9 protein-coding genes, 1 pseudogene and 1 riboswitch are annotated in these 18993 nt (G+C 47.4%); of the genes and pseudogenes, 8 read left to right on the forward strand and 2 right to left on the reverse strand.

Annotated features, from left to right (window positions below):
• Positions 1–66: 66 nt before the first annotated feature.
• Positions 67–233, reverse strand: a riboswitch (cobalamin riboswitch).
• A 172-nt stretch (positions 234–405) separates the two neighbouring features.
• Positions 406–1128 carry a histidine phosphatase family protein gene (locus tag M0415_RS12900; RefSeq protein ID WP_249556115.1) on the reverse strand — a complete coding sequence of 241 codons (723 nt, stop codon included), beginning with the start codon at positions 1126–1128 and terminating at the stop codon, positions 406–408.
• Between the two features lie 209 nt (positions 1129–1337).
• Here M0415_RS12900 and metH point away from each other — a divergent pair, with 209 nt between their 5' ends.
• The 4 genes from metH to M0415_RS12920 all read left to right on the forward strand — a co-directional run bounded on the left by metH (position 1338) and on the right by M0415_RS12920 (position 9449).
• Entirely contained in the window at positions 1338–5072 is a 3735-nt protein-coding gene (gene metH, locus M0415_RS12905) for a methionine synthase (protein WP_249556116.1), read from the forward strand.
• Between the two features lie 797 nt (positions 5073–5869).
• On the forward strand, positions 5870–6028 hold the full coding sequence (locus tag M0415_RS12910; RefSeq protein WP_249556117.1) for a hypothetical protein: 159 nt from the start codon (positions 5870–5872) through the stop codon (positions 6026–6028).
• The gene (locus M0415_RS12915) at positions 6007–6849 is read left to right on the forward strand and encodes a HamA C-terminal domain-containing protein (protein ID WP_502957206.1); all 843 of its coding nucleotides are present in this window, start codon (positions 6007–6009) and stop codon (positions 6847–6849) included. Before M0415_RS12910 ends, M0415_RS12915 begins: the two co-directional genes overlap by 22 nt.
• A gap of 8 nt (positions 6850–6857) precedes the next feature.
• Entirely contained in the window at positions 6858–9449 is a 2592-nt protein-coding gene (locus M0415_RS12920) for a DEAD/DEAH box helicase (RefSeq protein ID WP_249556119.1), read from the forward strand.
• A 493-nt stretch (positions 9450–9942) separates the two neighbouring features.
• Here M0415_RS12920 and M0415_RS12925 read toward each other — a convergent pair whose 3' ends face one another.
• Positions 9943–10905, reverse strand: a complete 963-nt coding sequence (locus M0415_RS12925; protein WP_249556120.1) for a dienelactone hydrolase family protein — start codon at positions 10903–10905, stop codon at positions 9943–9945.
• A 271-nt stretch (positions 10906–11176) separates the two neighbouring features.
• On the opposite strand from M0415_RS12925, the gene M0415_RS12930 reads away from it, so the two are divergent.
• The 4 genes and pseudogenes from M0415_RS12930 to M0415_RS12945 all read left to right on the forward strand — a co-directional run bounded on the left by M0415_RS12930 (position 11177) and on the right by M0415_RS12945 (position 18988).
• Complete coding sequence (locus tag M0415_RS12930; protein ID WP_249556121.1) at positions 11177–13465, forward strand: hypothetical protein; 2289 nt, start codon at positions 11177–11179, stop codon at positions 13463–13465.
• Between the two features lie 9 nt (positions 13466–13474).
• The gene (locus M0415_RS12935) at positions 13475–15208 is read left to right on the forward strand and encodes a toxin-antitoxin system YwqK family antitoxin (protein WP_249556122.1); all 1734 of its coding nucleotides are present in this window, start codon (positions 13475–13477) and stop codon (positions 15206–15208) included.
• Positions 15209–15368: 160 nt separating this feature from the next.
• Positions 15369–17680 (forward strand): annotated as a pseudogene (locus tag M0415_RS12940) (toxin-antitoxin system YwqK family antitoxin).
• Positions 17681–17890: 210 nt separating this feature from the next.
• Positions 17891–18988 carry a calcium:cation antiporter gene (locus tag M0415_RS12945; RefSeq protein ID WP_220053753.1) on the forward strand — a complete coding sequence of 366 codons (1098 nt, stop codon included), beginning with the start codon at positions 17891–17893 and terminating at the stop codon, positions 18986–18988.
• The last annotated feature ends 5 nt before the right edge of the window (positions 18989–18993 follow it).

Raw genomic sequence — 18993 nt, forward strand, 5'->3', positions numbered from 1 at the left:
AGGCGAAACTCATTAATGTCATCTTCTGCTCCCTCGAGTTACCCGCTCGAGAACTAAGGCTGCACGCAGCGAAAACAGAAATAGGCAGGTATCCTGACTCGTAGGGGAAGACACAATGTTCTTCGACTACTCACAGTTGCGGGTACAGTTCGGGCTACTGACGGGCAGCTCCCCGATTCCCTATTATGTTTGGGTTATCCGGCGCGCTTCAACACTGTTGCCTTTAAGCAATAGCACTCAATCGCACAAAATTCCCAACACCTATTTCTGCGACCTTTGGGCTTAACGTACAGGGTTCGTTATCTGGCTCAAATGTCAGGGAAAAGCATTATCCTATATCTTGCCCATTAGGCAATGCTGTTTAAATCAGAAAATTTTCATCATCCGATGACTGATGCTTTTAAGCTACTCACAGTGGCCCGATGGCCAGTCTAAACGCCAGTATCTTTTACCTTGCTCATCCTCGAGCACATTAATAGTCACCACCGCCGCCACGGGTAAGGCGAGCTGACTGTAAAAACCTAAGGTTTTCACCGCCCCCAGCGCTTTTGACATCAAGTGGCGAATAACCCCGCCGTGGGTCACTACCCAGATATTGGCTGCAGGTGCACTGGCATTAAACTCCCCATGGGCCTGTTCATCATCCATCGCCAGCAGGGCAAACTCTTTATCAAGGATTTGTGCTATCGCGCCATCGATGCGGGCCTCGAAACTTGCCATGGCTTCACCATTGGGCGGCGTCACCTCCCAGGGATTCTGCCAATAGGCCGCCATCCGCTCGCCGTCGTGTTGATATAAGTCATCGAGCAGACAGCCATCCCAATCGCCAAAGGCTATTTCCTGTAACTCCTCCAGCAGGTTGACCTTGAGCGGCAAAGGCGCGGGCGCATCTAAACTCACGCCCACGGACGCACTCGAATGCAGCTCAGCCGCAAAGACCTTAGCAAACTCGGCGCAGCGCCTTGAGGTCGAGCTATAAATGCCATGGCACACAGTCGCCTGCGCCGCCACCGCCGCCGACATCTGCCGCCAACCCTTGTCGCTCAGTGGCACATCGACTCGACCCCGCAAAATCGCCCCGCCCTCGCATTCTCCATGGCGTAACAGTAATAACCTGAGCTGCTTCATCTAATCTTTCCTTTTAGCGTTTTTATCTGCCTTATCTCGCCTATGCTATACCAACTTTAGCCTTGCCCTGACAATCCGATGTCGCGTATTATGGACGTCTATACGTATAAATGTCCAAAACATAACGAACGACATTCAATAATAAAATGCAATTTGTCACCCGATTGCGTACTTTGGACTCAACTTAGCTGTAGTAAAGGTAATCATTTATGGCGATATTTCTCCATCGAGCCAGCCAAACACTGGCAGACATTCGCAAGCAGTTGTCAAAGCGCATTCTGATTTTAGACGGCGCCATGGGCACTATGATCCAAGGCTACAAGCTTGAGGAAGAGGATTACCGTGGCGAGCGCTTCAAGGATTGGCATACCGACGTTAAGGGCAATAACGATCTTTTAGTACTCACGCAGCCACACATCATCAAACAAATTCACATCGACTACCTAAAAGCTGGTGCCGATATTATTGAAACCAACACCTTCAACGCCACTACTATCGCCATGGCCGACTACGATATGCAGTCGCTGTCCGCCGAGATTAACCGCGAAGGTGCGCGCCTCGCCCGTGAGGCCTGTGATGAAATCGAGCAGGCCACGGGTAAGCCACGTTATGTCGCCGGTGTGTTAGGGCCCACTAACCGTACCTGCTCTATCAGCCCCGATGTTAACGATCCTGGTTTTCGCAATATCCACTTTGATGAGTTAGTGACCGCTTACTGCGAATCGACCCGCGCCTTAATTGAGGGCGGCGCCGATATCATTATGGTCGAGACCATCTTCGATACCTTAAATGCTAAGGCCGCCTTATTTGCCATCGAAACCGTGTTCGATGAACTCTTTGGGCCAAATTCACCCGCGCGTTTGCCGGTTATGATCTCAGGCACTATTACCGATGCCTCGGGCCGAACCCTGACCGGACAAACCACCGAAGCCTTTTATAACTCCCTTCGCCATATCAAGCCCTTATCCATCGGCCTTAACTGCGCCCTCGGCCCTAAGGAGCTGCGCCCCTACGTCGAAGAACTGTCGCGCATCGCCGAGTGTTATGTCTCGGCGCACCCTAACGCGGGTCTGCCAAACGAGTTTGGCGGTTACGATGAAACCCCAGAAGATATGGCGAGCGTTATCCAAGAATGGGCCCGTGAAGGCATGCTCAACATTATCGGCGGCTGCTGTGGTAGCACGCCCGAGCATATTAAGGTTATTCGCGAAGCCGTAGAACCGTTTGCGCCACGGGTACTGCCCGAGATCCCCGTCGCCTGCCGTCTCTCTGGTTTGGAACCGCTCACTATCGACGCCCAAACCCTGTTTGTGAACGTGGGTGAACGTACCAACGTCACTGGCTCGGCCAAGTTTTTAAAACTGATCAAAGAAGGTAAGTTCGAGCAGGCGCTTGATGTTGCCCGTGAACAGGTAGAAAGCGGCGCGCAGATCATCGACATCAACATGGACGAAGGCATGCTCGATGGCGTCGAGGTAATGCATAAGTTCTTAAATCTTATCGCCTCTGAGCCGGATATCAGCCGTGTGCCGATTATGATCGACTCCTCAAAGTGGGAGGTGATTGAAGCGGGCCTCAAATGTATTCAAGGCAAGGGAATCGTCAACTCTATCTCCTTGAAGGAAGGCGAAGAGAAGTTTATCGAGCAGGCAACCCTAGTGAAACGCTACGGCGCCGCGGCGATTATTATGGCGTTCGACGAGCAAGGTCAGGCCGACACTAAGGCGCGCAAAGTCGAGATCTGTACCCGCGCGTATCGCGTGCTGGTCGATAAGGTCGGCTTTCCGCCCGAAGACATTATCTTCGACCCTAATATCTTCGCCATTGCCACGGGTATCGATGAGCACGATAACTATGCCGTCGATTTTATTGAAGCCATTAAAGAGATTAAGGCCACCCTGCCCCACGCGATGATTTCGGGCGGTGTGTCGAACGTGTCGTTCTCCTTCCGCGGTAACAACCCAGTGCGTGAGGCGATTCATGCGGTATTCCTATACCACGCAATTAAAGTCGGCATGGACATGGGTATCGTCAACGCGGGCCAATTAGCGATTTACGATGATATCGATCCCGAACTTAAGGATAAGGTCGAGAACGTCGTGCTCAACCTGCCTTGCCCAGTTGAAGACTCAAACAATACCGAGCAATTGCTTGAGATTGCAGAAAAATTCCGTGGCGATGGCTCAAGTAGTGCTAAAAAAGAAGATTTAGAATGGCGCTCATGGCCGGTGAATCAACGTCTCGCCCATGCGCTGGTCAAAGGTATCACCGAATTTATCGATGAAGATACCGAAGCGGCTCGCCAAGCAGCCTCACGACCACTTGATGTGATTGAAGGCCCGCTGATGGATGGGATGAATATCGTCGGCGACCTGTTTGGCTCGGGCAAAATGTTCCTGCCACAGGTGGTGAAGTCGGCGCGGGTGATGAAAAAGGCCGTGGCCTACCTCAACCCCTTTATCGAGCAAGAGAAAGTCGAAGGCCAATCTAACGGCAGAATTTTGATGGTCACGGTTAAGGGCGACGTGCACGATATCGGCAAGAATATTGTCGGCGTAGTGCTCGCCTGTAACGGTTTTGAGGTGTTCGACTTAGGCGTGATGGTGTCGGTGGAACGCATTCTCGAGGCAGTGAAAGAGCACAATATCGATATTATCGGTATGTCCGGGCTTATCACCCCAAGTCTCGATGAGATGGTGCATAATGTGAAAACCTTCCACCGTGAAGGCCTTACCATTCCAGCGATTATCGGCGGCGCTACCTGCTCGAAAATCCATACTGCGGTGAAAATTGCCCCCCATTATCCCCATGGCGCGATTTACATTGCCGACGCCTCGCGCGCCGTGCCTATGGTCAGCAAGCTAGTCAGCAACGAAACTCGCCAAGCGACTATTGATGAGACCTACGCCGAATACGAAGAGATGCGCATTAAGCGTTTATCGCAAACCAAGCGTAAGGAAATCGTCTCGCTAGAGGCTGCCCGCGAAAACCGCTGTCAGCACGACTGGGCAAACTACACCCCGTTCAAACCCAATGTGCTGGGTCGCCAAGTGTTTGAAGACTATCCATTAACCGACTTAGTCGACCGTATCGACTGGACGCCCTTCTTCCGCGCATGGGAGCTGCACGGCCATTACCCCGAGATCTTAACCGACAAAGTAGTGGGGGTTGAGGCACAGAAACTGTTCGCCGATGGTCAGGCGATGCTTAAAAAAATCATCGATGAAAAATGGCTCACCGCCAAGGGCGTGATTGGGCTATTCCCCGCCAATACCGTCGGCTTCGATGATATTGAGCTCTATACCGACGAGACTCGCACCGAAGTCGAAATGACCACCCATCACCTGCGGATGCAGCTTGAGCGTGTGGGTAACGATAACTTCTGTCTGGCCGACTTTGTAGCGCCAAAAGACAGCGGCGTAGCCGACTATATGGGCGGCTTTGCGGTGACCGCAGGTCATGGTATCGATGAGCATATCGCCCGCTTTGAGGCGAACCACGATGACTACAACGCCATTATGCTCAAGTGTTTAGCCGACCGTTTAGCCGAAGCCTTTGCCGAGCGGATGCACGAGCGCGTGCGTAAGGAATTCTGGGGTTATGCCGCCGATGAGCAGCTCGATAACGAAGCCTTAATTCGTGAGAAATACAAAGGGATCCGCCCCGCACCGGGTTACCCAGCGTGTCCAGATCACACCGAAAAAGGCCTGCTGTGGGAACTGTTAAAGCCGAATGAAACCATTGGCTTAAACATTACCGAAAGCTACGCCATGTTCCCCACCGCCGCGGTATCCGGCTGGTATTTTGCCCACCCGAAATCCCGCTACTTTGGCGTGACCAATATTGGCCGCGATCAGGTAGAAGATTACGCTAAGCGTAAGGGGATGACAGTCGCCGAAACGGAAAAGTGGCTAGCGCCAGTGCTTGACTATGACCCTGAATAGGGAGTGATCCAGAGTAATCATGTTTACTCTGTGAGTTGTCTTAGGTGAACTCAGTAAATAGATAAAATAAGGGGCTAAATCCTAGCCCCTTAATTTTTTTGGTTTAATTTTGAAGTTTCAATTTGAGATTTCGAAAATCAAAGTCAAGGTCAACGTCGTGGGGCTTCACCCCACACCCGATGTTGCTGGTTCGTTTTGCATTGCGAACTAGCAACCATATCGCTGTAAAGTAATGGGGCAACTCATTGCCTGCCGCAGGCTTTCGCACTGTTACCCCGGTGACACGCCGTAAATACATCCCTGTAGGCTCTACTAAAACATCCATGTTTTAGAAGGTCACTGGTGCAACAGTGCCCTATCTGGTGTACCCATTAGGCTCTGCAGAAATTGCATGGGCTAATTCAGAAAAAATCATCATATAAAAGACTTATTTCGCACTTATTCGAAAATCACCGATTTTCATTCGCCCCTTCCCCGATGCTGCGCAGACGTCCTGTCTGCGTCACGTGATTTTCTTCAATGCACTTCAGCAACTTCGCAAAGGAGGTGACCTTCTGGAGGCTCGGTGTTCGTTATGAATCTCAAAAGATACTGCTGGTCTAAAAACTTCCTCCAATTCAATTTTTTTTCTAGTCTTAATATCCGATTGATTACGAACAATGTGCAAAATAAAACATGCAGAAATCATGCAGTTGCTCGCTTTCTACACAGAATGATTTTTGTTATTGTGTAAATCAAATTTTAAATCTGTGGGTTGTGAGTAATTTTGCCAATTGATAGGCGTTAAGATTATGCACATGCGCACGATACAAATATTTGAAGTGATTAATATGGAAAAATTAAAAGCTATTGATTGGCCAAGCCTAGTTGCTGGCAAGCATTCATGGATTGATGATCATTTCACTGTTCACTCTATTCTTGAAGATAAAAAACTATCTGTCGATTCTTCTCTCTAGATTTTTCTGGCACTCAACAAGAGGTCCAGACTTTAACTGAATCCATGGCAGCATCAATTGAACACTATGTATTCGATGAAAAACAGTTAGCAAGTTTCCGTAAAGAAGGAAAAGCACCACTCCAAAAAGCAATGAAGTTTTTTGGTAAGACAAACCCTGATATGGATGGAAAGTATGGGGAGCTTCTCCTATATCTCCTTACAGAAAAATTTCTAAATACACCTCTGGTGAGCCACAAACTATCTCTTCTCACTAATACTAACGATCAGGTCAAAGGTGGAGATGGAGTTTTCTTTGGAAATTACAAAGATGAACTAGCTATTTTGATTGGAGAGTCCAAAATCCATCAAGGAGCAGCTGGGGCAATGGAAGATGCACTAGATTCATTGAATAGATTTTATGACAGCTATAGCTCAGGTCAGTTAGGGCATGAAATGTTTATCGCCCGGTCAAATATTTCAGATAATTTCTCCTCATTAGAGGACGCTGAAAGCCTATATCATGCATTCACTCCTGGAACTGAGCAGTACAAAAATTGTGTTAAAGCGCATCCAGTTCTACTTGTTTTCGAATCAAGTAAGATCAGTACGATAGAAGAAAATGCAAAAAACAAAGAAGACGCCGAACAGATGTTTAGCGAGTGGCTTACAGAAAGGTCAAAAGAAATACAAAAACTTTTAGGAGAAAAGCTAGATAAGTACTCAGAGCTTAAGAAAGTCTATATTGACGTATTTCTTATACCACTTACTAACGTATCAAAATTCAAATACTCGCTCTACAGTGATATCCACGGTGTAGATTATGTAGCACCTAAAAAGTAGATAATACGATGAAGATATATTCCCAAGCCGTAAACCATGAAGACTTTATTAGAGTGTTTGATAAGTTATTGGAAAAGTTGTTTCTCGAGGACAAAATAACAGACAGCGTAAAAATTGACCTTCACAACGATGAAATCAAGAAAGCCACTTGGCTCGCTTCGATAGCAGCCTTGAGCGATAATGATAAAGAGCGCAACATGGCAAATGCGTTTGGTGCACTGCTTCATCTAACAGATAAAGAGAACGAGATATACAAACGTGCTTGCTATATCCTCCAATCAAGAACGGGAAATCTGATAACCAGCAGCCATATACCAAAGCTCTTCCAGAAAGATAATATTCTTAAAGACTACGGTACGCTTCTAAATTTTGAACTTGCCGCGCACCGAGCACTTTTAGAGCACGAATTTTCCGATAAGACAAAGATTTTTTTCACTGAATTTCAAAAAAAGCTCTGGGAGCATTTAAATTCAGGTGAAAACGTGGCTATTTCAGCACCGACATCCGCAGGAAAGTCATTTATTATTAAAAAATATATTATTGAGCTGGTTAAAGAAGGGGCAAAGAATATAATTTTCATAGTACCTACAAAAGCGTTAATAAACCAAGTAAGCAATGAACTGAAAAGTCAGTTTCATGAAAATGCACACGTATATACCACCTACATAGCGAACGAAGAAGATGATTTGGCAACTATTTATGTATTGACACCAGAGAGGTGTTTAAAACTTCTCCAACATGAAAATGCATCTCCACCAAAACTCATATTCATGGATGAAGTGCACAATATTGAATCAGGTTCTAGAGGTGTCATATTTGAGAATATTTTGTATCGAGTAATATCAACGTGGTCTTCTACTCAGTTAGTCGTTGCAGGCCCGTTCATCAGCTCACTCTCGGACAGCATAAAAAAGATATGCAATATTTCTATTATCGATCATCAAACATTATCTTCTCCTGTGTTTCAGGTTCGCTCTGCACTTACCTTCTATCCGAGCAAAAAGATCGCTCAGTACAGGATTTCTAGCCCTACTCAAAGAATTATTTCTGGCGAGATAAAGCTTAAAAAGTCTCTGTACTCAAAAATTAAGGGGAATAAAGGCGAAGCATTGGAAGTTATCGCTGATATGTTCTCTCCAGAAGAGCACAATATCTATTATGCTCCAACAAAAAGTAGTGCAGAAAAATGGGCAAGTAAAATTGCTCCTGTGATAGCATCAAAGAACCCAAAGATTATTGAAGCAGCTGACTCTAGGATTAAAGATCTTATCGACTTCCTTGAGGAAGAAGTTCACCCTGATTACTCTCTTATACGAGCTTTGAGGTTAGGGGTTGCATATCACCATGCAGGTCTACCAGATATTGCTAGGCAAGAAGTAGAGGAACTTTTTTCAGAATCAATTATTAAAAATATTGTTTGTACATCTACCTTATTACAAGGTGTGAATCTACCAGCAGATAGGCTAATAGTAATAAGTCCAAAAGTTGATAAATCAGAAATGGCAGACTTTGACTTCCTTAATCTTCTTGGTCGTGCAGGAAGAGCAAACACTAAGCTTTATGGTGAAATTTATTGTATAGATGTTGTTGATGATGAATGGGGGAGTAAGCGACTCGAAACAGATGTAAATAAAACAGTTGACACATCATCAAACCTTTTTTTGAGGAAGAATGAACATTATTTATCCCTAATTGCAGATATGTCTAGTGAGGAGATTCGTGAAATTACCGGAGATAAAAATTTCTATGGAAATTTATCTTACTTAAGGTCAGTTTTCAAAACGGACAGAAATCACTTTGACAGAATCCTTTTGAACTCTGGGATTGCAACTGAAATAGTCAAAGACTTCTCAAGTAAACTAGAGTCTATGTATAGCGAAATGTCGATACCACAGGAACTCATAGCCAAGAATCCATTTATTGATCCGATTCTACAGAATAAACTTTTCATAGCCATAGAGACCGAAGGTATTTCAAATTGGTTAATTAGTAGAAAGCCAATGAGTAAAGGTGGTATTGACACTGAAATCGGACCATTTTCAGAAATAAGCTACTACAACCAACTGTTGAGTGTGTTCAGAAGGCTAAATGATATATTTAATATCGAATTCGAGCTGAATAGCAGCAGTTACTCCATCGATGATTATATAAATATTGGTCGTCTTGTAAGAGACGCGCATCGCTGGATGTCTGGTAAGAAACATAAATTTTTTATTCTTGATGTAATTGGCGAAAATAATAGTGATGAAGACGCGGTTGATAAAGCCGCACGGAGAATAACCACCCATATAAGCAAAAACTTAACTTTTATAGCAGTTAAGTACCTTATGCTATGGTCTGACATGCTCTCGTACTTCTTGAGTGAAGAGAATGTTGAAGAGAATGCTTACATCCTAAATCTTCCATCAATGCTTGAAATGGGTAGTTATGACCCTGTTGTTTTGGAGCTTATGAGTTGTGGAATTAATAGATCAGTAGCACTTTCGATTTCCAGCAAGGTTAAGAACATCGACGTTTCTGCTGAAAAAGCACTTGCTGTCATAAACAAAGACAGGCTACCTAATATCTTTAAGAGACATTTGATAAAAGCGGGATATTAATCAAGCTAGACAAGCGACGTCGAACAGATGTGCGCGTGCTGGCGGCGTTAGAATTTTACTGATTGGGCTGGCAGAACTTTTTGGATAAACAGAGTACAGAGTAGCTACAGAGTTCACCATCCCCTCGGAGTTGCCGCAGGGCGAATAGACAAATTGCGTGAGTCTCGCCATGGATGGCGAGCTAGCTTTCGCAGGTGCAGGGACGCATCCTTCGGAAGCGATAGCAAATTTGGCAATGAGCACAAGGGGCTTTCAACTCCGTTAGGGGCGTCTTGGAGCATCCAAGGAGGATAGGACGAGCAGTCCTCCTTGGTCGGGTGTGGGGTGAAGCCCCACGACTTTGATTCACCTCGGCCGTCAGGCCGCAATAAACAGATAACAGCAATATGATCTAGTGTGGGGTGAATCCCCACGACTTTGATTTATCTCGGCCGATAGGCCGCAGCAAATGTGTCCCCACATCCCAAAATTCCCTTTTGCAATTCGGCAATCCCTAACCTTGTAGATGCTTCCCAAAGAAATCCAAGGTTCTTGCCCATGCAAGCTCGGCGGTTGGCTCATCATAACGGGCGGTGGAATCATTATGAAAACCATGATTCACATTGGGATAGAGGTAGGCAATATACTCGGCCTTGTTAGCCTTTAATTGGGTTTCGTACTCGGCCCAAGTGTCGTTAATCCGTTGATCTAAAGCGGCAAATTGCAACATCAGCGGGCCTTTAACTCGGCTGCGTAGCTCTGTGGCTGCAGGCGTGCCATAAAAAGGCACGCCTGCAGCTAGCTCATCGGGAATGCTGGCGGCCAGCATATTGACTATGTAGCCGCCAAAGCAGAAACCGACGGCGCCGAGTTTGCCATTACTCTGGGGGTGGGCCTTTAAAAAGCGCGCGGCGGCGATAAAGTCCTGCTCGATTTTGGCTCTGTCGAGACTGGCTTGCATGGCACGCCCCGCATCGTCATTACCTGGATAACCACCGAGGCTATAAAGCGCATCGGGGGCAAAAGCTATATAGCCTTTGGCCGCTAAGCGGCGAGCAACATCTTCGATATAGGGATTCAGGCCACGGTTTTCATGCACCACTAATACAACAGCGGCTTTTTTGATGGGATCCAAGGTCTTAGGATCGCCCGCCTCTTTACCGGGAATCAGCATAGATGTCGGCATCACTAAATAACCGCGACCTTCACCATAGCCCTCGGGGGAAGGAAACTTCACATAACTGCCTTGAATGCTGGGATCGTTAAAGGAGACTTGCTCGGCTAAGGCATAGTTGGGCATGAGTGCGCCAGTGAGCGTTGTCATGGTAAAGCCCAGTGCCACTAGGCCTGCGAGGCGAGCCATAAACTCGCGGCGGTCGATGATGCCGTGGGCATATTCATCGTACCAATCAAAGGCCTCCTGCGGGATAGGCTGGGCAGCTGGCGCGTTATTGTCGGACTTGGGTTGTGGGCTCATCGTTCTTTCTCCATTGAACAAGCTACCACAGGTTTATCTTCCCTAGCTTGTGAGTTATCTAGCGGCGTTAACAAGAGTAAAGGATGAAGCCTGATTAGGGCAATCGGCTTTCTCGCCTTAGGCCGATATTTATCATGCAAACTTACGACTGATCTTGCCCCCTGATTGGCATGAGCTTTTTATTCCCTAGGGGCTTTTTTGTGTATAATGTCGCCAATTTTCGGATTAATAGATTTACATTTCAATAACATAAGTTGCCAATGGAGTTCAGATGGCTATAGGGATATGCAGGGTAATTTGTACCACTCTTACGCTCACGGTTGGGTTAACGGCGTGCGATAGCGCAGGCTCTAATAAATCGGGGGGCATTCCCAGCGCACGTGAATATCAGGTGATTTCGACCCTCAGCATTAATGATGGTATTGAAACCCAAAAGAACATGCAGGGTCGCGTGCTACTGAATTACCAGTTGCAGGACGCTCAGGGTAAAGCGACCAGCTTAACCACCCCATTGACCAATGATGCCCACTTCTTCGTTCAGCCGAGCCTGATGCAATTAAGCGATCGCGGCCTGCCTATCCCCATCAGCAATATCGATCCAAAAAACAGTGGCAAAGAGCTCACCTCCATCATTCAAGCGGGCTTTAATCTCGAGCTGAAAAATGGTGACAACAATCGGCTCACGCCCGTTACCCAGATAAATCAGAAGGATATCGCCGAGCTATTTAACCGCTGGACGAGCCTTAAGTCCCTATTTGAGCAATCGCCTACCCTGCCCGTGCAGCTTGAGCCCCGCGTGGGTTATAGCGTTAGCGCCCCCATGGATGAGCGGTTAATCTGGACGGTTGAGCAAGTCAGCGACAATAGATTGCTGGCGGTGTTACAGAATAAACAGCAACAGGGCGAAAACATTAACCTTAAGGTCTACGGCAAGTTCGAGCTTAACCGTAAAACCGGTTGGTTAGAGAGCATGGCGCTATTTAAACAGGATGAACAGCGGGGAAGAACCTTTATCCAGCGCATCGTTATGGCGCCTAAGGATCGCCCAGATGTGATGAGCCTGCTTTGGTATGCCGATGACAACTACGATGCCGAGCGGGATATCGATGATAAACAAAAAGAGCTTTATCCCATCAGCGATGTGCCGCGGGAATACAAGCCTATCGACAAGGCATTTATCCAATCCTTATTAGCTGATCACCAAGGGATTATTGATAATATTGGCGACTGGGGCAGCGATACTCCCGAGGAGATCCAACTGCGCTTTGTGCATGCCATGAGTCCGCAATATGTGGTCGGTAATATGCGCTATGAGGACATCACCGCCTTTGATGAGAGCGGAAAAGCGTTAGATCTCAACTTCTGGCAACACAGCACGGGGGCGGCGGTCAATTTCAGCCGCAACATTGAGTCGTCGACCAACATTATCGCCACGGGTTGGGATAACACCGCCGATAAACTCAAGCGGATAAGTTATATCAACGCTAAGCTCACCTTAGTTCCCGAGGCGAATAGCATCATCGATAAATCCTGGGACGAACTGCTCGCTACGCCCTATACCTTTGGTGATGCCAGCCTCACGATCCAGCCAATCGATGCGGGCGCTAAGCTATTTAAAGTAGTCATCAAGCAGAGCGACAGCCACAAGATCCACCTCGGTCTTCAGCAGTTAACAGGCAAAATGGCCTATGCCAGCCCCGAATCAGAATATCCTAAGTGGCTCACCCTGACCGATAAAGAACTGCTAACGGAATTGACCAGTGCCAATGATAGCCATCCGCTGACCACCAACGCACTGCTACTTAAGTTAGACGAAATCCCAAAAAGCCTAGTGCTAGTAACGAGTCAACCCCAACCTGAGCTCAGCCAAAGCAAGCAGATCCGTTTTGTTCCCGAAGCCGAGTACAACCAAAATCTTGCCAATCCCCTGAGCGAGTTTGGCAGCGTCAGCATGGGCGACTCCTTCTCGGATAAGCTGGTCTCGTCCAAGCCAGAAATCAGTGCGGTGAAAGATATAAAAACGGCAACTGAAAACGGTCACAACTTATATATCCCCATGTCTGCCGCGTTAGCGACGGCCTGTAAGCCCGAAATAGCACAAGGCTTTAATGAAGGCACACAGACTGTGGCTTGGCAGTTTGTGCCCAATGGGCCCGAAGGCGCGGCTTACCATTTGATGACACCCGACCGCGTGCGCCAGTACTTCTACGATAAGCGCATTCAAGGCACTATCCATTGCAAAGGCGATATCCACTGGCAAACCTTGCCGCAATCTGTCACCGAGCGCCCTTGGTTAATCGATTTGCAAACCTGGCTGACCGATACGGGTTATGGCAAGGAGCCGAGTAAAGATTTACCCAATTACATCAGAGTCGAGAATGCTCAAGGCAAGCCACTAACGATTCGTTTGCCCGAAGAGACTGAGTATAGGATTGATGAGGTGCTGTTAGATGGCCGCTATTTGAGTGTCACAGGCGCCGCCGCTAAGGTGAGTTATATGACTATCTCCCAAGAAGCCGTCGATATTCCCTATGAATTCACCTTTAAACCTTTGCCTTAAGGAGCGGTTATGCGTCCATTTACTGTAAAACTGCTCCTAGGAGCGCTCGCCCTCATCAGTACCCATGCCAATGCGGAAAAGGTATTACTCGATGCCAATTGGAATGTCATCAAGGATGAGAAAAAAGCTCTGTACTATTTTGAACAACCCGTTGATCAGACTGATGGTTACTACAAGATCGAGGTTTACTACAAAGAGAAGAATAGGCTTTTCTGCTCAACGGCCATCGCCGATAAAAATATTGGTAAGGCACTCACTAGCGAGCAATTTCGCGGGCCTTATCAATGTCACTTCGACGATGGAACCCCCTACGAACAGGGCTTTCGTAACGCGCAAGGTCAGCTCGATGGCGTCATCAAAAAGTACATTGCCACGGGTCAGTTATATACTGAGTCGCACTATCAAAATGGTGTAAAACAAGGCCAAGAAACGAGTTATTGGAATGGCGGCAATATCCGCAACAAAACCACCTATAAAGATGGCCAAGCCGTCGGTATCAGCGAAAATTTTAGTCCCGAAGGTGAAGTCACCGCCAAAATCTGCCATGACCCCACCTGCGTCAGCCAATATTTTAATCTAGGCAAACTCAACCGTGAGGAGCATAAGGTTGATGGCCTACTGCAAGGCACAGAGACCACTTGGGGGCTGAATGGACAAGTTATCTCCACCCAAGAGTGGTTTAAGGATAAAAAACACGGCGACTACTTTAGCTATTTTGACAATGGCAAGGTAGAGCAGCACTTTCAGTATCAACAGAATTATAAGGTCGGTGAGCAGCTCACTTATTTTGAAAATGGCCAGCTCAAATTAAAGGAAGTCACCAACGATAAGGGCGATGTCATCCAGGCTATCGAATACGATGACAAGGGTGAGATTAAACGCACTACCGACAGCAAATACCAAGGTAATCGCTGGGTTTATCGCAAACAGCAGCGCTATCGCGATGGCCAATTGATTGAGACTCAAGAAGAGGACAAACTCAAAAACTGGTCGCTTTCTGAAACCTTCAAACAAGGCTTGTTAATCGAGCGTCAGGAGCTACTCAATAAGCAATTGAATGGCTTACAAATCAAATCCTTCGACTACAACGATGTCATCACCCTCACCCGTGAATATTATCAGGCGGGTAAGCGTGAAGGCGCCTATGAGACGGTGAAAATAGAGCCTGCCACGGGCAAAAGTCAGCTGGTAGAGCAAGGCCAGTATGCCAAGGATAAACAAGCAGGCACTTGGAAGAAATATCAGGACGACGCCACCATCACCTATAGCCACGATGATAATGGCGAGCTCCATGGTGAATACCTCAACAAGACCAACTCAGGGCAGTTGCTTGAATCCATGCACTTTAAACATGGCAAACCCGATGGCTTAGTCCAGCGTTACGCCAGTAATGGCCAAGTGTATGAAAAAGGCGAATACCTTAATGAACTGCGCCAAGGCGATTGGGTATTCACCGATAACGAATTCCAATATCGCCCAAGGCCGAATCCTGAAAGACGTTCTTGGCATGGTCGCTTCGACAAGGGTAAACAAGTCGGCCACTGGGAACTGCGTACAGTCGAGGATTATGTGCTCGAAATTGCTAACTATGACGACCAAGGTAACTTGCATGGTAAGCAATACCAGTTATCGAATAATGGCTCGATACAGGTGATTAATCATTACAATCACGGCCAGTTTTTAAATCAGGAAACACCGCCGCCCGTCTTACCCGTTGAAGATAGCGTGTTTCCTTTTTATTAACGAAAGCAGGTGGCGTTAAGCTGTTTAGCTTAACGCCAATCGCGTAAACTAACTCGCCGTGCACTCGGCCAAAGTGCACAGCATCAACATAGTGTAAACATTAGGATTCTTATACTGGCCGCCCATTGCGCGGCCCTAAGATCCACAGCAAGGGATCAGCATGTACAACTCGCCATTTCGCTTTATTAGCCTCGCCATTGCCGGGATCAGCCTAGTCGGCGTCCATGCACAGGCGGCGCAAAACCTCTCCTCCATGATGGTCGAAATTCGCCAGCAGGACGGTATTCCCAGCTATTACAATCTCGCCACGGGCATGCCCTTAAATGGTGATATCGCCATCGTTCGCGATAACCAAGGTTATACCTTAGGGCAATTTTCGCAGGGGATACCGAATGGGAAATGGCAGGTTTTTCATAGTAATAACAGCAGAATTGTCGAAGGTTACTATCAACTCGGTTACCAAGATGGCACCTGGCGACTGTTCGACTTAGATGGCGCCATGACCGAGGAGCAGCAATTTGCCAAGGGAGTCCCCGTTGGCGAATGGAAGGAATTTAACGCCACGGGCAATGTTACCCAAAGCACCCTCTATAAAAATGGCCAAAAGTCCCAAGTAAAACGATTCTTCCCGAGTGGCAAATTACAGGCGCAAGAAAGCTACCTCGATAACCTTCGCCACGGTAAATGGGAAAGCTTTTATGAAAACGGCACCCTCTCCCAAAGCCAAACCTACGCTAATAACCAACTCTCTGGCCCCTATCTCGAGCAAAATGCCGAGGGCCAAGTCGTTGTAAGTGGCCGCTTCGATGCCGACGGCCGCCGCCAAGGTTTATGGGAAACCTTTTTCGACGATGGCACTAAGGCCAGTGCCAGCCAATTTAATCTCGATAAACTCGAGGGTGAAGAACGCACCTTTTATCCCAGTGGCGAACTGGCAAGCCTGTGCCACTATCAAGCGGGACTTCGCCACGGTAAATGCCAACAATTCAATGAACTGGGCAAACTCCAAGTGGAGGAACAATACCTCAACGATGTACTAGAGGGACGCCAGCAATACTTTAACCTTGAGGGTGTACTCACCAGCGATTTGAACTACAAGCAGGATATGCTCGCTGGCACGCAAAAGTATTTCCATCCCAACGGCCAACTGAAAGAGCTGCGAACCTATCAGGACTCGCAACTGGCCGATAATGGTCAATACCCCTTGCATGGCCCCTCTGAGCGTTATGATGCGGACGGTAACCTTATCGAAAAAAGCAGCTACAACATGGGCTTGAAGGATGGATTATTTGAGCGCTATAACGGCGGTAAACTGCAAACCGCTGAGGTATGGAAGCTAGGCCAAAGAGACGGAGAATTCCGTCGTTACCACACCAATGGCCAACTACGCAGCTTAGATGTGTATGTCGATGGCAAACTCACTGGCCGATCTGAGTCCTACTATGAGGATGGCTCGGTGAATGAACGTGGTGAGCGCATCGAAGGCGCGTGGGTCGGTAAATACGAATCCTTTTACGACAATGGCAAACCAAGAGAACTCGCCCACTACGCCCGCACGAAAGCGGATAACAGCAATAGCTATCCCCTCGATGGCCACTTTAGTCGCTGGTATTACAATGGCGATCTCAATGAGGAAGGGGATTATCAAAACGGCGTAAAAGAGGGACTGTGGATCCAGTATCAGCAGGGGCAAAAACAAAAAGAACAGACCTTTGTTAACGGCAAACTCAATGGCGACTATGCCGAGTATTACCAAGGTCGACGCCGCGTCACTGGCCAATATGAGGATAATCAAAAAAACGGTCTCTGGATTGATTACCGCTACGAAGCCAAAGATCCAACCTACGGCGCGATCCCCGAGGGCAATATCAGCCAGAAAACCCATTGGAAGGACAATAAGCGCCATGGCACCAGCGAGTACTACAGCTTTAAGCAAGTGGTTTATCGCTTAGAAACCTATGATAACAATGATAAAACAGGCACCTATGCCGAATATTATCCTAACAATGGCCAGCTCAAACTCAGCGGTACTATGGATAAAGGCAAGCAAACGGGGCTGTGGGAAAGCTGGTACGAGGATGGCATTTTAGCCGCCAGCAGCGAGTTTTTAGATAACCAACAACAGGGCAGCAGCAAAGAGTATTACAGCAATGGCCAGCTCAAGCTCGAAGCCCAATACACTAAAGGCGAGCTGGACGGCGAGCGCCGGGAATACCACCAAAATGGTAAACCTAAACTGACTGAAACTTGGTTAAAAGGCCAGAAGGAAGGTGATGCCAGCTATTACCACACCAATGGCAAACTCGCCGAACAAGGAAGCTTTTTGCGGGATCGTAAGGAAGGTTTGTGGCAACAATTTTGGCCCAATGGCGAAAAACGCAGTGAGGGTAGCTATATTGCCGATCGCCAAGCGGGGATTGGAATAATTACGATCAGCTCGGCAAGTTGATCAATACCGAGCACCATGGCTAAGACATTGCTTTAGCCTGCATGCGGCTTGTCTAAATCTGCACACAACATCGGCTAAGTCAAAGGTATTAATCGAGAACTGGGGTTTGGAATAAAAAAGCGATCTCGCTCAAAAATTTATGCCTAACCCCAAATCTAAAGGATTATTCATGCAAAATGTGCCATAACCAATGTCTATACTAACGGCCTTTTTCCGCTTTGGATCAACTGCCTATGAAGACATTTATCAAAGACGAATTTGCCCTGCTGCTCGGAATACTCACGTTAGTATTCTTTAAAACGGGTGGCGATAGCTTGCTGGCCGATGGCACAGCACTCTCAACTTATATTCCCGTTTCACTCGCCCTGCTCGGAGTAGTGACTTGGGCGATTTTCTCTGTGGTGCGTCACTCAGACGCGCTTGCCATCAAGCTCGGTGACCCCTATGGCACCTTGATTTTAACCCTGTCGGTGATTTCGCTCGAAGTCGTGATGATTTCTTCGGTGATGTTAACGGGCGAGCCAAACCCCGTGATGGCAAGGGATACCATGTTTGCCGTGGTAATGTTAATTATCAACGGCTTAGTCGGTTTCACCCTCTTACTTGGCGGTTGGCGCTATCATACCCAGCACTTTAATTTAGATGGGGTGAAATCCTATTTAGTGGCGATTATTCCCCTCGCCCTGCTCTGTTTAGTGCTACCTAACTTTACCGAGGGCGGCACCATTGGCAGCATGTCTAAGCCTATGTCTTGGATGCTGATCATCATCTCGATTTTGCTCTATGGCATCTTTCTAGTGATCCAGACCAAGAGCCATAGCCACTTTTTTGTCGATGCCGACCATGAGGACCACGAAGAGCATCATGGCATACTGCGCAGCAATATCTACCACACAGTGCTGTTGATTGGTTATTTGCTGGTGGTGATTCTGCTCGCCAAAACCCTTGCTATGCCAATTAATTACAGTGTGGCCTCTCTCGGGGCGCCGCCAGCACTGGGTGGCTTTATTGTCGCCTGTTTGATCTTATCGCCAGAGGCCGTGGGTGGCTTTAAGGCTGCACTCAACAATCAACTGCAGCGAGCGATGAATCTCTATTTTGGTTCTGTACTCGCCACTATTGCGCTTACCGTGCCCGCAGTGTTGATTATTGGATCTCTTATCGACCAAGAAGTCCACCTAGGCCTATCTGCGGCGGATATGGTGCTATTGGCCACCAGTTTAATGGTCTGCAAAGTCAGTTTTAGCAGCGGTCGAACCAATGCACTCCATGGGGCGACCCATATAGTGCTGTTTATCGTGTACCTCTTCCTGATGTTTGAGCACGCCTAAATACC

It is taken from the genome of Shewanella sp. 10B, assembly GCF_023475885.1.
GTDB classification, from domain to species: domain Bacteria; phylum Pseudomonadota; class Gammaproteobacteria; order Enterobacterales; family Shewanellaceae; genus Shewanella; species Shewanella mangrovisoli.

Bases quoted from the DNA above. Each gene is read 5' to 3' on its own strand.
- M0415_RS12900 (WP_249556115.1), bottom strand. From the start codon at position 1,128: ATGAAGCAGCTCAGGTTATTACTGTTACGCCATGGAGAATGCGAGGGC.
- metH (WP_249556116.1), top strand. From the start codon at position 1,338: ATGGCGATATTTCTCCATCGAGCCAGCCAAACACTGGCAGACATTCGC.
- M0415_RS12910 (WP_249556117.1), top strand. From the start codon at position 5,870: ATGCGCACGATACAAATATTTGAAGTGATTAATATGGAAAAATTAAAA.
- M0415_RS12920 (WP_249556119.1), top strand. From the start codon at position 6,858: ATGAAGATATATTCCCAAGCCGTAAACCATGAAGACTTTATTAGAGTG.
- M0415_RS12925 (WP_249556120.1), bottom strand. From the start codon at position 10,905: ATGAGCCCACAACCCAAGTCCGACAATAACGCGCCAGCTGCCCAGCCT.
- M0415_RS12930 (WP_249556121.1), top strand. From the start codon at position 11,177: ATGGCTATAGGGATATGCAGGGTAATTTGTACCACTCTTACGCTCACG.
- M0415_RS12935 (WP_249556122.1), top strand. From the start codon at position 13,475: ATGCGTCCATTTACTGTAAAACTGCTCCTAGGAGCGCTCGCCCTCATC.
- M0415_RS12945 (WP_220053753.1), top strand. From the start codon at position 17,891: ATGAAGACATTTATCAAAGACGAATTTGCCCTGCTGCTCGGAATACTC.